Origin of the sequence: Qipengyuania marisflavi (assembly GCF_005884405.1) — a bacterium.
Taxonomy (GTDB): Bacteria; Pseudomonadota; Alphaproteobacteria; order Sphingomonadales; family Sphingomonadaceae; genus Qipengyuania; species Qipengyuania marisflavi.
This window is the reverse complement of sequence record NZ_VCAO01000001.1, coordinates 788,203-802,436: the sequence shown is the minus strand read 5'-3', so window position 1 is coordinate 802,436 and position 14,234 is coordinate 788,203. Positions and strand designations below refer to the sequence as shown.

16 protein-coding genes are annotated in these 14,234 nt (G+C 62.7%); 11 read left to right on the top strand and 5 right to left on the bottom strand.

Features of this window, described 5'->3' with window-relative positions; translation table 11 throughout:
* Positions 1-28 precede the first annotated feature (28 nt).
* A complete protein-coding gene (locus FEV51_RS03955) occupies positions 29-1,687 on the top strand; it encodes an acetolactate synthase large subunit (protein ID WP_138616056.1) in 1,659 nt (552 codons plus the stop codon).
* Between the two features lie 25 nt (positions 1,688-1,712).
* The gene (locus FEV51_RS03950; protein WP_138616054.1) at positions 1,713-3,149 is read left to right on the top strand and encodes an aldehyde dehydrogenase family protein; all 1,437 of its coding nucleotides are present in this window, start codon (positions 1,713-1,715) and stop codon (positions 3,147-3,149) included.
* Positions 3,150-3,158: 9 nt separating this feature from the next.
* Here FEV51_RS03950 and FEV51_RS03945 read toward each other — a convergent pair whose 3' ends face one another.
* Genes FEV51_RS03945 through FEV51_RS03935 form a run of 3 tightly spaced genes read right to left on the bottom strand, consistent with a single transcriptional unit; the run spans position 3,159 to position 4,483 of the window.
* Positions 3,159-3,863: a TonB-dependent receptor gene (locus FEV51_RS03945; protein WP_138616052.1), complete on the bottom strand. Its 705-nt coding sequence runs from the start codon at positions 3,861-3,863 to the stop codon at positions 3,159-3,161.
* A 55-nt stretch (positions 3,864-3,918) separates the two neighbouring features.
* Positions 3,919-4,272: a hypothetical protein gene (locus FEV51_RS03940; RefSeq protein ID WP_246034421.1), complete on the bottom strand. Its 354-nt coding sequence runs from the start codon at positions 4,270-4,272 to the stop codon at positions 3,919-3,921.
* On the bottom strand, positions 4,262-4,483 hold the full coding sequence (locus FEV51_RS03935) for a hypothetical protein (RefSeq protein WP_138616050.1): 222 nt from the start codon (positions 4,481-4,483) through the stop codon (positions 4,262-4,264). The genes FEV51_RS03940 and FEV51_RS03935 overlap by 11 nt, the downstream gene beginning before the upstream one ends.
* 99 nt (positions 4,484-4,582) lie before the next feature.
* On the opposite strand from FEV51_RS03935, the gene FEV51_RS03930 reads away from it, so the two are divergent.
* The 3 genes from FEV51_RS03930 to FEV51_RS03920 all read left to right on the top strand — a co-directional run bounded on the left by FEV51_RS03930 (position 4,583) and on the right by FEV51_RS03920 (position 6,633).
* Positions 4,583-5,248, top strand: coding sequence for a S24 family peptidase (locus tag FEV51_RS03930; protein WP_138616048.1), 666 nt, complete (start codon positions 4,583-4,585; stop codon positions 5,246-5,248).
* A gap of 266 nt (positions 5,249-5,514) precedes the next feature.
* Positions 5,515-5,847: a hypothetical protein gene (locus FEV51_RS03925; RefSeq protein WP_138616046.1), complete on the top strand. Its 333-nt coding sequence runs from the start codon at positions 5,515-5,517 to the stop codon at positions 5,845-5,847.
* A 144-nt stretch (positions 5,848-5,991) separates the two neighbouring features.
* The gene (locus tag FEV51_RS03920) at positions 5,992-6,633 is read left to right on the top strand and encodes an MBL fold metallo-hydrolase (RefSeq protein WP_138616044.1); all 642 of its coding nucleotides are present in this window, start codon (positions 5,992-5,994) and stop codon (positions 6,631-6,633) included.
* A 135-nt stretch (positions 6,634-6,768) separates the two neighbouring features.
* On the opposite strand, the gene FEV51_RS03915 is transcribed toward FEV51_RS03920, so the two are convergent.
* Complete coding sequence (locus FEV51_RS03915; RefSeq protein ID WP_171033025.1) at positions 6,769-7,167, bottom strand: MAPEG family protein; 399 nt, start codon at positions 7,165-7,167, stop codon at positions 6,769-6,771.
* Between the two features lie 254 nt (positions 7,168-7,421).
* On the opposite strand from FEV51_RS03915, the gene rpmF reads away from it, so the two are divergent.
* The 6 genes from rpmF (at position 7,422) to FEV51_RS03885 (ending at position 10,775) form a co-directional block, all read left to right on the top strand.
* A complete protein-coding gene (gene rpmF / locus FEV51_RS03910; RefSeq protein WP_138616042.1) occupies positions 7,422-7,601 on the top strand; it encodes a 50S ribosomal protein L32 in 180 nt (59 codons plus the stop codon).
* Between the two features lie 24 nt (positions 7,602-7,625).
* Positions 7,626-8,663: a phosphate acyltransferase PlsX gene (plsX, locus tag FEV51_RS03905; protein WP_138616040.1), complete on the top strand. Its 1,038-nt coding sequence runs from the start codon at positions 7,626-7,628 to the stop codon at positions 8,661-8,663.
* Positions 8,660-9,625, top strand: a complete 966-nt coding sequence (locus tag FEV51_RS03900; RefSeq protein ID WP_138616038.1) for a beta-ketoacyl-ACP synthase III — start codon at positions 8,660-8,662, stop codon at positions 9,623-9,625. Before plsX ends, FEV51_RS03900 begins: the two co-directional genes overlap by 4 nt.
* 106 nt (positions 9,626-9,731) lie before the next feature.
* Positions 9,732-10,031, top strand: a complete 300-nt coding sequence (locus tag FEV51_RS03895) for an integration host factor subunit alpha (protein ID WP_171033024.1) — start codon at positions 9,732-9,734, stop codon at positions 10,029-10,031.
* Positions 10,032-10,065: 34 nt separating this feature from the next.
* Entirely contained in the window at positions 10,066-10,431 is a 366-nt protein-coding gene (locus FEV51_RS03890) for a MerR family transcriptional regulator (protein ID WP_138616036.1), read from the top strand.
* A 56-nt stretch (positions 10,432-10,487) separates the two neighbouring features.
* Positions 10,488-10,775, top strand: a complete 288-nt coding sequence (locus FEV51_RS03885) for a hypothetical protein (protein ID WP_138616034.1) — start codon at positions 10,488-10,490, stop codon at positions 10,773-10,775.
* Between the two features lie 30 nt (positions 10,776-10,805).
* Here FEV51_RS03885 and smc read toward each other — a convergent pair whose 3' ends face one another.
* Entirely contained in the window at positions 10,806-14,228 is a 3,423-nt protein-coding gene (gene smc, locus FEV51_RS03880) for a chromosome segregation protein SMC (protein WP_138616033.1), read from the bottom strand.
* Positions 14,229-14,234: the final 6 nt, after the last annotated feature.

Here is a 14,234-nt window from a genome sequence, read left to right as displayed (position 1 = left end):
CTTTCAGGGGGCATGGGGGAAATCACGCATGACCGATAACAAGCAAAAAGCATCCGACCTGTTCATCCAATGCCTCGAGGCCGAAGGGTGTGAATACATCTTCGGCGTGCCGGGCGAAGAAAACCTCGATTTCCTCGACTCGCTCAGCCGGTCCAGCCAGATCAAGCTGATCCTGACCCGCCACGAACAAGGTGCGGGCTTCATGGCCGCAACCTACGGCCGCCACACCGGCAAGACCGGCGTGTGCATCGCCACATTGGGCCCCGGTGCCACCAATTTCGTTACCGCCGCCGCCTATGCACAGCTGGGCGGGATGCCGATGATGATGATCACCGGACAGAAACCGATCAAGAAATCCAAGCAGGGCCAGTTCCAGATCCTCGACGTGGTCGCGATGATGGAACCGATCACCAAATACACTCGCCAACTGCACGCCGGCGACAACATTCCCAGCCGCGTGCGCGAGGCCTATCGGCTGGCAGAGGAAGAGAAACCCGGCGCGGTCCATCTCGAGCTGCCTGAGGATATCGCCGAAGAACCCACCGATTCGCGCCCCATCCCGCGCAGCATCGCCCGCCGCCCCAGCGCCGAACCCAAAGCTGTTCGTCAGGCGGTCGAAGTGATCGAAAAGGCGAAGAAGCCGATTCTGGTTGTGGGAGCCGGCGCCAATCGCAAGATGACCGGGCGGATGATCAATCAGCTCATCGAAAAGACCGGCATCCCCTTCGTCACCACCCAGATGGGCAAGGGCGTTATCGACGAACGCCATCCGCTGTTCCTGGGCTGTGCTGCCCTCAGCGCAGGCGATTTCTGCCACCGCGCGATCGAAGAGGCCGATGTCATCGTCAACATCGGCCATGACGTGATCGAAAAGCCGCCGTTCTTCATGAAGCATGAAGGCGTGACGGTGATCCACGTGTCCAACCGCTCTGCCGAGGTGGACCCGGTCTATTTCCCGCAGATCGAGGTGATTGGCGACATCGCCAATGCGATCTGGCAGATCAAGGAAGACATCGTGAAGCAGGGCCATTGGTCCGGCGGCGAGCTGAAGCGCTATCATCAGGCAGAGCTGGACCACACGCAGGGTCTGGCCAAGGATGACCGCTTTCCGATCTTCCCGCCGCATCTGGTGCAGCAAGTCCGCGACAGTCAGCCTGAAGACGGGATCATCTGCCTCGACAACGGGGTTTACAAAATCTGGTTCGCGCGCGGTTTTACCGCCTATCTGCCCAACACCGTGCTGCTCGACAATGCGCTGGCCACGATGGGCGCGGGCCTGCCGTCGGCAATGATGAGCGCGATGCTGTATCCCGAACGCAAGGTCATGGCGATTTGCGGCGATGGCGGCTTCATGATGAACGATCAGGAGATGGAAACCGCGGTGCGCCTCGGTCTCAACCTGACGGTACTGATCCTGCGCGATGATGCTTACGGCATGATCCGTTGGAAACAGGCGAATATGGGGTTTGAGGATTTCGGCCTGACCTATGGCAATCCTGACTTCGTAAAGTTTGCGGAAGCCTTTGGCGCGAATGGCCACCGGGTGGAAAGCAGCAAGCATCTCACCGAAGTGCTCAACCATTGCCGCGATACGCCGGGGGTTCATCTGATCGATTGCCCGGTCGATTATGCGGAGAACGACCGCATCCTGAACCATGACATCAAGGAACTGAGCAAGCAGCTCTAAGATTACCGGACATCAGGAGAGACCCTTGCCAATCCTCAAAGACACCTATCCGCTGTATCTCAACAACAAGGCGGTGCAGCCGAACACCGATCTGAAGGTGACCGATAAATTCACCGGCGAGGTCGCATTCCGCACCGCGCTGGCCACGCCGGAAATCATCGACGAGGCCATTGCCGGGTCAGTGCGCGCGGCGGAGCCGATGGCGCGGCTGGCCAGTTACGAGCGGCAGGATGTGCTGATGCACTGTGTCGAACGCTTCAAGCAGCGCTATGACGAGCTGGCCTATGCGCTGTGCGTGGAAGCGGGCAAGCCGATCAAGGATGCCGAGGGCGAGGTCACCCGCCTGATCGATACCTTCCGCATCGCGGCAGAAGAAGCGGTGCGGATTCATGGCGAGGTCATGCCGCTGGACATATCGGAACGTGCCAAGGGCTATGAATCGATCTGGAAGCGCTATCCGATCGGTCCGTGCAGTTTCATCTCGCCGTTTAATTTCCCGCTCAACCTGGCCGCGCACAAGATTGCCCCAGCGATTGCGGTGGGCTGCCCCTTTGTGATGAAACCCGCCAGCAAGACCCCGCTGGGCGCGATCATCATGGGCGAGGTGCTGGCCGAATGCGATGTGCTGCCCGAAGGCGCGTTTTCGATCCTCCCCGCCAGCCGCGACGGCGCGGATCTGTTCACCGTGGACGAGCGGCTCAAGCTGCTCAGCTTCACCGGCTCACCCGGGGTGGGCTGGGACCTCAAGGCGCGCTGCGGCAAGAAGAAGGTCGTGCTCGAACTGGGCGGCAATGCTGCAGTGGTGGTGGATCATGACGCGGATCTGGACGATGCGCTCGAACGGATCATTTTTGGCGCATTCTACCAAAGCGGGCAGAGCTGTATCGGTGTCCAGCGGATCATTATCCACGAAAGTGTCTATGACCGCTTCAAGGACATGCTGGTCGCCAAGACCAAGACGCTGGTTGCCGGTGACCCGAAAGATCGCGACACCTTCATCGGCCCGATGATCTCCGAAGGCGAAGCCAAGCGGCTGAAAGGCTGGATCGACGAGGCCGTGGACGGCGGCGCAGCGCTGCTGTGCGGCGGACAGTTGGACGGGGCGATGCTGGCGGCGACGCTGCTCGAAAATGTCCACCCTGATGCCAAGGCCATCAATGAAGAGGCGTTCGGCCCGCTCGCCATCCTGCAGAAATTCAGCGATTTTGACGAGGCGCTGGCCGAGGTCAATCGCAGCAAATTCGGCCTGCAGGCGGGCATTTTCACGCGCGATCTGTTCAAGATGTTCGACGCGTGGGACCGGCTGGAAGTCGGCGGCGTGGTGATCAACGACGTCCCCAGCTACCGCGTCGACAACATGCCTTATGGCGGCGTGAAGGATTCCGGTCTGGGCCGCGAAGGCATCAAATTCGCGATGGAGGACATGACGGAAATCCGCAATCTGGTGATCCGACGCGGGTAAGGGGCGCGGTCAGGGGCGTGGGACGATGGTCAGCTTGTAGGGGATATACAGCAGCACTTCGCCCGGTCCCGACCTGGCCCATTGGACCGGCATGTTCAGGCCTTCGATCTCTACTGAGTAGCCATCGCCTATACGGCGCGCCATGGCATTTGCATCCTCGGCAATTTTCTCCGCGATTTGCGGGCGGAAGCTATCGGGTCCGACGATCGAGAGCGTCGCGTCGCCCAATATGTCCATCTGGGCGCGGCCAACCTCGGGCACGGCATCCATATAGCGTTCGATTTGCGCCTCGGCGGCCTCACCGCTTTGCGCGCCGCCAAGGCGGGCTTTGACCAGAAATAACACGCGCTCGCTATCGGGCCGATTGTCGCTTTGCAGAGTGATTTCGTCCACATTTTCGGATGTCAGCCGCGTCAGAATATAATCGCCATAGGCAAGCTCGACGCCCGCAGAACCGGCACGGCGGATCGCATCGGCCAGCATTGCACGGATTTCCTTGCGCCGCTGCGCCATGTCGCGCGTGTCACCTCGGATTACGACCATTTGGACCAGAAAGTCTGCTGCCCGGCGCAGCCCTACGGCCGGCATATCATTGGAATAATCGTCCTGATCAATCCGTGATCCGGTGACGACAATCTCCTGAAATTCGAGATCCTGTGCGGCGAGCGGTGCGCCCAGCGTCAGCAGAGCCAGTCCAAGGATAGTAACACGCATCGACAGTCTCCCCATTTTTGCAGATACGCCCAGAAATTGTGCCACTGTCAAGCACTCACGCATCCTCCAGCAACAACAGCTCGCACTCCACCACCAAGCGGGGCGAGGGGAGCAGGCGGTGTTCGGCGCCTGCCACTGCGGCATCGGCGACAAATTGGCCGGGCAGCGCGAATTCGTGATCAGGCAGCGCGGCGATGAAGCGTTCGCCTGCCGCCACGGCGTCATCCCCTGCAAACAGGAGCGCCAGCGTGTGGCGCGTGCCGGCAAAGGTGATGCTGGCCCAGGCTTTCTCGGCATGATGCAGCACTTGCCCGTGATGCTCGCCAAGCGACAGCAACGCCTCACGCAATCGGTCGGCAGTGGTGCGGCGCACGCGCGGCGGGCGGGGCGGGGCGGTTTCACTGGACATGGGCGGTTTCTCCGTGGGCGGTTTCGGTTTGGTTTGCGGCGGCTTCGAAACCGGCCATGAAGCCGATTATGCGTTGTTCGACGGGCGTGCGCGGGATGCGGCCTTGTCTCAGATCGAGGACAAAGCGCGGATCGCTGGCGGCGAGTCGGCCGAATTTGGTGGCGGCCATATCGGTGCGGCGGAGGAATTTCTCGACGGAACGGATCAGCATGGGGCTCCTTTCCAGCTGGTGATTCGCTGCTGGTGTTCTCCGTTCGTTCCAGCTGAAATCCTACTTGTCTAGGAAAAATCCTATGCTATAGGAATTTTCATGGAAAACATCTCTCTATCTGAACGCCACGCCCGCGGACGTTTGCAGGATCTGGCGCGCGATAGCCGCACCAGCCTGGCCGAACTGTCACGGCTTATCGGGCGCAATGCCGCTTATCTTCAGCAATATGTGAGACGGGGCAGCCCGCGCCATCTGGATGAGCCAGACCTCAGAAAGATTGCGGAATTCCTTGGTGTGAAACCGCGCCTGATCGCCACGCGCACGTTCGATGATGCGCCGCATAATGATACGCATACGGCGCCGGGCGAGTGGGTGGAGGTGCCGCGCCTGCCGCTCGACGCCTCAGCTGGACCGGGCGCGATGGGTGCGGAAGAAATTTCCTTCGATGCGTTCCGCTTTTCGCGCCGATGGTTGCGCGAAATGGGGTTGGAGGGTGCGGATTTGTCGGCCATTCGGGTGGAAGGCGATTCGATGGACCCGCTCCTGCGTAGCGGTGATGAAATATTCGTCGACCGCAACAAGCGCGCGGGCGAGGGTATCCACGTCGTCCGCATCGGAGACGCGCTGCACGTCAAACAGGTCCAAGCCAGCGCTCCCGGCCGCATCGCCCTGATCAGCGCCAACGATGGCTATGCCCCGATCGAATTGGGGCGTGAGGAAGTGGAGATTATCGGCCGGGTGGTCTGGAAGGGGGGGAGGGTTTGAATATCTAGTGTGCTGATCTTCCCCGAATCGGGGGGGACCATGCGCGATTCACCCTGATCGCTTGCTCGTACCGTAACTCCCCTCCGTCAGTCGCCGCTGGCGCGCCGTCTGCCACCTCCCCGGTCAGGGAAGGATTGCCGGTCCATCCTTTTTGCAGCATGCCCACCTCTCAAAACCCCAGCCGGAACAATCACTCGCGGTTTTCGTAGTCTCAATACCCTTGCAGTCGGTGGGCGAGACAAGGGACACAACGCTGGAGACACGACATGCGTAAGTTACTTCTTCCCACCATGCTTTCCACCACCCTGCTGCTTGGCGGTTGTATGAGCGGCCTTGGCGGCGGCTTGTTCGACGATATCCTTGGCGGCGGTGATGACAATTACGGCTACAATTCAGGCCAGCAATTTGAACGTGCTGCTGCCAATGCCTGTGGGCGTGAAGCATCACGTTTCGGACAGATTCGTATCGAATCCGTCAAGCAGGACAGCCGCGATACAGTGAAGGTCAAAGGTCGGATCAATGTGCGCGATTCGCGTCGTAACCAGTTCTCCTGCATCTTCCGCAGCGACAACCGCATCGTGGATTTCCGCCGCTATTGATCAGCTTTTCTGTCGGCGTTCGGGGGCACAGCGCGCCCTGAACGCCTGACAGTTTGGCCTGACCGCAGGTTTGGTAGGCGGGTTGCAATCGCAGCCCGCTGCCGCCATTTCCCGCGCATGACAGGCACTCTTAAAACTCCCCCAATGAAAGCCGGTATCGTCCCGGTCACGCCCTTGCAGCAAAACTGCTCTTTGATCTGGTGCACCGCCACCAACAAAGGTGCGCTGATTGATCCGGGCGGGGATCTCGACAAGCTCAAGGCGGCGGTGGCGCGCAGCGGGGTGGAGCTGGAGAAGATCCTGATCACCCACGGCCATATCGACCATTGCGGGGAGGCAGGCGTGCTGGCGAAAGAGCTGGGGCTGCGCATCGAAGGGCCGCATGAGGCCGACCGTTTCTGGATTGACCGTTTGGGCGAAGACGGCGCGAAATACGGCGTCAACGGCCAGGTGTTCGAACCCGATCGCTGGCTGGACGATGGCGACACCGTCACCGTGGGCGACTTGGTGCTGGAAGTGATCCATTGCCCCGGCCACACCCCTGGCCATGTCGTGTTCTTCAACCGCGCCAGCAAATTCGCCATTGTCGGCGATGTGCTGTTTCAGGGCAGCATCGGGCGCACCGATTTTCCGATGGGCAATCATCAGGATCTGCTCGACGCGATCACCCAGAAGCTGTGGCCGCTGGGCAATGACGTGACCTTTATCCCCGGCCACGGCCCCACCAGCACCTTTGGCCAGGAACGCAAGACCAACGCCTTCGTCAGCGATCACGCTCTGGCGTAAATCCTCTCCGGACCGGAAGGGTGACCAAGCGGAGCATGGTGGGGGGCGGCGGCAAAGTGCCGTATCAGGCCGAAATCCCCTCCGTCAGCCGCCTATCGCGACTGTCATCTGCCCGGGAACGGGGAGGGCTGCGCCTTACATCACCCGCATCGCAATCAGCGCGGCGACCACGGCCAGCCCCAGCTGGGTCAGCATGGTGATCAGCGTGCCGATCATGCGCGGTTTCGTCGGGCCTTCGCCGTCCATCCCCATGCCATGCGCCACGCGGCCCAGCATATATGCGCCCGCGACATAGGCGAGCCACGGCTGGCCGCGTCCCGACAGTTCGATGGCCGCGATCAGCACCAGAACAAAGGCGGTGTTCTCCACAAAGTTCATCTGCGCGCGCATCCGGCGGGTCAGCGGGCCGCCCGAATCATCACCGTGCAGCACTTTTAAACTGCCCCGCAATTGGCCCACGCGCACGGACAGCCACAGATTGATGATGGCTGCCGCTGCGGCAGAAGTCAGTGTGATCGGCAGTATGATATCCATGGCGATTGCCCCTGTGGCGGACGATTGTCCCGATTGCTTGCGAACCCACTCCTTGCTAGGGAGGGGCAGAGGCGCGGGCAATCCGCGCGGCCATGCTATCCCCGTGCTTGCATTGCCGCCGGTTTTCGCTATAGCGCGCGCCTTCACCGCCACGGACGGGACTTTTCGGTAAGCCGCACTCTTGTGTGACCCCGGACCATCCCCTACGGCGGCCAACCGAAACTACAGTGTTTATTTGAGGAACAGGTGCCGCCATGGCCGTCCCCAAGAGGAAAGTATCGCCCCACCGCCGGGGCAACCGCCGTTCGCATGATTCGTTGAAGGTTGACGCTCATCACGAGTGTTCGAACTGCGGCGAGCTGAAGCGGCCGCACAATCTGTGCCCGCATTGCGGCCATTATAACGGACGCGAAGTCATCGCCGTCGGTCTCTGACCGTAATTTGACCCGGAGTTTGCCATGAGATTGCCGCGTATCGCCGTTGACGCGATGGGCGGCGATGAAGGCGTGCGCGTGATGGTCGAAGGTGCTGCGCTTGCGCGGCGCCGGCATGATCGCTTCAAGTTCCTGCTGGTTGGTGACGAAGTGCGGATCAAAGCCGCGCTCGAAACCCATCCCGGCATGACCGAAGCGTCCGAAGTGCTGCATTGCGAAGATGTGGTCGGCGGGGATGAAAAACCCAGCCGGGCGCTGCGCCGTGCCAAAACCACCAGCATGGGTCTGGCCGTCAATGCTGTGAAGCAGGGCGACGCTGGCGCTGCTGTCAGTGCCGGGAACACCGGCGCGCTGATGGCGATGAGCAAGCTGGCGTTGCGCACCATGCCGGGGATCGATCGCCCGGCGCTGGCCGCGCTGCTGCCCACGCTGACCGATGATGATGTCATCATGCTGGACCTTGGCGCGAATCGCGAATGTGACGCGCGCAATCTGCTGCAATTTGCGGTGATGGGCGCTGCCTATTCGCGGATCGTCACCGGGCGCGAGAGCCCGCGGGTGCGGCTGCTCAACATCGGCACCGAAGAAACCAAAGGCACCGAGGATATCCAGGAAGCCGCCGCCCGGCTAAAAGCGGCGACCGGCCTGGCGATGACCTTTGATGGCTTTGTCGAGGCGGACAAGATCAATCGCGGCAATTGCGATGTGATCGTGACCGACGGATTTTCCGGCAATATCGCGTTGAAGGCGATCGAGGGCGCTGCGCGGTTCGTGACCGATCTGCTGAAAAATGCGTTTTCGTCTTCCTTCCGCTCGAAAGTTGGCTTTCTGGTCTCACGCCCGGCGACCGAATTGCTCAAGCACCATCTTGATCCCAACAATCACAATGGCGCGGTCTTCCTGGGCCTCAATGGCGTGGTGGTGAAAAGCCACGGCAGCGCCAATGCCAAGGGCGTCGCCAATGCGGTTGAAGTGGCCGCGCGGCTGCTGGAGGATGACATTACCAACCGTATTGCGCAGGATATCGGCGCGCTGTCGGCCAGCGGGCTGACCGCGCCATGATCCGCTCTGTCATTCGCGGCTGTGGTTCGGCATTGCCGCGGACCTGCGTGACCAACGCCGAATTGGCCGAGCGCGTCGACACCAGCGATGACTGGATTGTCGAGCGGACCGGCATACGCCAGCGCTATATCGCGCAGGACGACGAGACGACTTCCACACTGGCGACCGAGGCCGCGCGCCGCGCGCTGGAGGCGGCCGGAATGGACGCTTCGGAAATCGGGCTGATCGTGCTGGCCACGGCGACGCCTGACCACACCTTTCCCGCCACTGCCACACAGGTGCAGGCGGCGCTGGGCTGCGGCGGCGGCATCGCTTTCGATGTGGCCGCAGTCTGCTCGGGTTTTCTTTATGCGATGGCGACAGCCGATGCGATGCTGCGCACCGGCATGGCCAAGGCCGCGCTGGTGATCGGTGCCGAGACTTTCAGCCGCATCCTCGACTGGGAAGACCGCACCACTTGCGTGTTGTTCGGCGATGGCGCGGGCGCAATCGTGCTGGAGGCGCAGGACGTGGCGCAGGACGGCCCCGGTATTCTGGCCAGCAAGCTCCATGCCGACGGCGCGCATAAGGACATGCTCTATGTCGATGGCGGCCCGTCCACCACCGGCACTGTCGGCAAGCTGCGCATGAAGGGCCGCGAGGTCTTCCGCCACGCGGTGGTCAATCTCGCCGAAGTGCTGAAAGAAGTCAGCGCGGATGCCGGGATCGCCGCCAGCGATGTGGATTGGGTGGTCCCGCACCAGGCCAATTCGCGCATTCTGGACGCCACTGCGCGCAAGCTCGATCTGCCGCCTGAAAAGGTGGTGGTCACGGTTGACCAGCACGCCAACACCTCCGCTGCATCGGTGCCATTGGCGCTGGATGTTGCAGTGAAGGACGGGCGGATCAAGCCGGGCGATCTGGTGATGTTTGAGGCGATGGGCGGCGGCTTTACCTGGGGCGCTGCGCTGGTCAGAATGTAAGGTGCGGTGGACACTTCACCGCGCCGGTTGCGAAAATGCATACAAACCGTTAGTTTGATGGATGAACTTTGCTCGGGGTCGCATCCTAGCAAGAGGACAAATGACCATGATGCGTTCTGTGGGAACACTCACTCGCGCCGACCTTGCCGAAACCATCAACCGCAAGATGGGGCTTTCGCGCGCCGAATCGCTCGACATGGTTGAATCGATTCTCGCCAAGATGTGTGAAGCCATGTCGAGCGGCGAAAACGTCAAGATTTCGGGCTTCGGCAGCTTCATTTTGCGTGACAAGAAAGAACGCATTGGCCGCAATCCCAAGACCGGCGTCGAAGTGCCGATCACCCCGCGCCGGGTGATGACTTTCCGCGCCAGCCAGCTGCTCAAGGATCGCATCGCCAAGGGCTGAACCGGCCTGCCGCGCTGCTGCAAAGGAACCTGCGATGACCAAGTTCGACGATGGCAAGGATGCCGGCGCGCTGCGCACCATCGGCGAAGTCGCGCAGGCCACCGGGATCAAGACCCATGTGCTGCGCTATTGGGAGCAGCAGTTCCCCACGCTCAAACCCCTAAAACGCAGCGGCGGGCGGCGGTATTACCGTCCCGAAGACGTGGCCGTGGTCGAAAATATCGACCGCCTGGTCAACCGTGAGGGCTACACACTCAAAGGCGCGAAGGCGGCTTTGAAGGGTGGGGGCGAGGCACGCGCTATTGTTGAAGAAGCCGCGCCGTCGGCTCCTGTTGAAGGTGATATGCTGGCAAGGTTGAAAGCCATTCGCGAAGATTTGCATGTGGCGCTGGCAGCGTAGCTTACCTTCGCTTTCCGCGAGCTTGGCCATGTTGTCCAACGACCCAATAGCAGACGTTGACCGACCCACCCATGTGCGTGGCAATGGCAAAATTTTCTCCGGCGAGAGACTATGATGCGAACCGACACGCCAATGTGATCGACGGAGATTACGTTGGCGACCGCACTGACATCTTGCGTCTAGAAATGGCTGATGGGTCAACGATGAAGAGTGAGGCAATCTCAATCCAAGACTATCCTACGTTGGATGAGCGCCAGGTTGATTTGATTGGGATATTTGAGCCGAGCTTTGATGAGCTTTTCAAAGAGCACCCGAGTTACACGGCGTATTGGGCCAAGGAATAAAGTCCGCTTCCCACCCAATCCCTGAGGCCTTTACTCCGCCGCCAGCAACTCCTCCGCTCTGCCCAGATCCACGCTGACCAGACGGCTGATGCCTTTTTCGATCATCGTGACGCCGAACAGGCGGTGCATCCGGCTCATGGTCACGGCGTTGTGCGTGACGATCAGATAGCGCGTCGCGGTTTCGCGGACCATCGCGTCGAGCAGGTCGCAGAAGCGGTCGATATTGGCATCGTCGAGCGGCGCATCAACCTCGTCCAGCACGCAAATCGGTGCGGGGTTGGTCAGGAACAGCGCAAAGATCAGCGCGATGGCGGTCAGCGCCTGTTCGCCGCCGGACAGCAGGGTGAGCGATTGCAGCCGTTTGCCCGGAGGTTGCGCGAAAATCTCCAGACCAGCCTCCAGCGGATCGTCGCTGTCGATCAGCGCCAGATGCGCCTGACCGCCTTCGAACAGCCGGGTGAACAGGCGGCGGAAATGCGTGTCCACCTGTTCAAAGGCGGTGCGCAGCCGTTCGCGGCCCTCGCGGTTGAGGCTGCCGATTGATCCGCGCAGGCGGTGGACCGCTTCGCCCAGTTCGGCCTGTTCCTCGGCGCTGGAACCGGCGCGTTCTTCCAGCTTTTGCAATTCCTCTGCGGCAACCAGATTGACCGGTCCGATCCGTTCGCGGCTGGCGGTGAGGCGGTCCATCGTTTCGCTTTCCGCCTCGGCGCTGGCGACTTGGTTGTCATCGAAGGCAAAGCGTTCGGGCAGCAGCGGGGGCGGGCATTGGAAGCGTTCGCCCGAAATCCGGCCCATCTCGATGCGCCGCGCTTCCTGGCTTTCGGCCCGCGCGGCCAGCCCGGCGCGGGTTTCGCGCGCTGCGGAAAGGGCTTCATTGGCGGCGGTGAAACCGGTATCGGCCACGCGCCCGGCTTCGCTGGCGGAGGCTACGGCAGTCTCCGCCGCCGCCAGTTCGCGGGTCAGCCGTTCGCGCACCGTGTCGCCCTGCTCGATTTCGCGCAGCAGCCCTTCGGGTTTGGCGGCGGTCACTGCGCGCTCTTGCTCGATCTCTTCGAAGCGGCGGGCCATATCCGACAGCCGCCGTGCCGCTTCCCCCGATCGCGCCTGCCAATTGGCCATATCGCTGCGCTGCGCCGCCGTGCGTTCGCGCGCGACTGCGAGGCCTTGATCATGCGCGGCCACCTCGGCAGCGCGGGTTTGAAGAGCCCGCCGCGTATCCTCATTACGCTGCCGTGCCGTCTCCAGAGCAGCGCGTCCTGCCGCCGGATCGGGCAGCGCGGCACGTTTGGCCTCGGCTGCTGTCAGATCATCCTGCGCGGATGTCAGCGTCTCGCCATGTTCGGTCAGCGCGGTGTCCAGTTCGTCAAGCCGGGCGGCGATACGGTCGCGGGCGGCCTCCGCCTGATCGAGTGCGCGCAGGGCGGCGCGTTCCTGCTCGCTGGTTTGCGCAATCTCGCGCTCGGCAGCGATCAGCGCGCGCTGGAGTTCTGACAGCTGCGTTGCGGCGACGTCCTGCGCGGCGCTGGCGGATTCGACTGCGGCATTCAGCGCCGGGAGCTGCTGGTCAAGTTCGAGAAAACGGTTCTCCGCCTCCAGCCGCGCCGCCTCTGCCGCCCCTTCGCCGCGCACCACGAAGCCGTCCCACCGGCGTAGCTGTCCGTCCTGCGTGACCAGCCATTCGCCGGGAGCCAAGGTGCGACTGTCATCGACCGCAGCGACATGGACCAGCGCCAGCCGGGCCTGTAATTCGGCGGGGCATCTGGCGACATGATCAGCCAGGCTGTCGGCGACTTTCGCGGGCGATCCGGCACCCGTCCAGAACCGGCCTTCGTCGCGGTCGGCATCGCCCAGCAGAGCCTTGCCATTGCGACCCAGAACCGCTGCCAGCGCGCGTTCATAGCCCCGCTCGGCCCGCACTGCGTCGATGGCTTGCTGCTTGCCGGCGCGCTTCTCTGCGGCGCGGCTGCGAGCCTCGCGGTCGCGGCGTAGCGCTTCGTGTTCGCGGCTGACGCCCGCCAGTTCGGCCTTGGCGGAGGCAAGCGCGGTTCCGGCTTCGTCACGCTCGGCCTGCAGGGCGGCCTTGCGCTGTTGCATATCACTTAGCGCGGTGCGCATCTGTTCGACTGCCTGCGCCAGCCGCTCAGCCTCGGACCGCGCAGCTTCCACGCTGTCGGCACCATCCCCCTCGGCAGTAAGCGCGGTGCGCTGGTCCGCCATGCGCTGCCCCTCGGTGCGGATGCGTTCGAGCCGTCCTTGTGCCTGAGAAACCTCTGCCTCCACCACGCGCCATTCCGCTTCGACCCCCGCATGGTCGGCGGTTGCCTTGGCCAGTGCCAGTTCGGCGGTGCGACTGTCGCGCTCGGCATTCTCGGAATGCGCCACCAGTGCGGGACGCCGCGCCTCGTCTGCGGCCAGCTTTTGCTCGCTGTCGGCCAAATCCTTTTCCAGCCGCGCCAGCGCCTCGCCCGCATCCTTGGTCAGGCGGTCAGCCTCGCCGCGATCCGCCTCCAGCCGGGCGCGCTGGCGGTCGAGATCGGCCAGGCGTTGCTCGGCGGCTTCGAGCTGGCTGGTGAGCGCCGCCATGCGGTGGCCATGCGCGCTGGCATCGTCTCGGCGGTCAGCCTGTTCCTCGCGCGCTTCGGCAAGAGCCCCGGCTGCGGCGTGCTGCGCCTTCTGCGCTGCCGCCGCCTCGATCCGGGCACTGGCAACCGCCGCATCGGCAATGCCCGCCGCCTGCTTCGCTTCGTCCGCCGCTGCCGCCGCATCGCGCCAGCGGGCAAACACCAGCCGCGCCTCGGCAGTGCGGATTTCGTCGGATAGCCTGGTGTAGCGTTCCGCCTGCTTGGCCTGCCGCCGGAGCGCGGCGATCTGGCTGTCCAGACCCGCCATCAGATCCTCCAGCCGCGCCAGATTGGCTTCGGTCTGGCGCAGTTTGCTTTCGGCATCGCGGCGGCGCACGTGCAGGCCCGCGATCCCCGCCGCTTCTTCCAGCATCATCCGGCGTTCGGCGGGCTTGGCGGCGATGACCTGCGCGATCTTGCCCTGGCTCACGAGCGCCGGGCTGTGAGCGCCGGTGGCGGCATCGGCAAAGGTCAGCGCCACATCCTTGGCGCGCACATCGTGGCCATTGACGCGGTATGCCGATCCAGCCCCGCGCTCTATCCGGCGGACGACTTCCAGCTCTTCACCCTCGGCGTCTGCGCCTTGCAGCACCACTTCGGCAAAGTCGCGCGGCGGGCGGCTTTGCGTGCCTGCGAAGATGACATCTTCCATTCCGCCGGACCGCATGGATTTGGGCGAGTTTTCACCCATGACCCAGCGGATCGCTTCAAGCAGGTTGGACTTGCCGCAGCCATTGGGGCCGACAACGCCGGTCAGGCCGGGTTCGATATGCAAAATGGCAGGCTCGACGAAACTCTTGAAACCGCTGAGTTTGAGCCGCCTGATGAGCATTGCGTT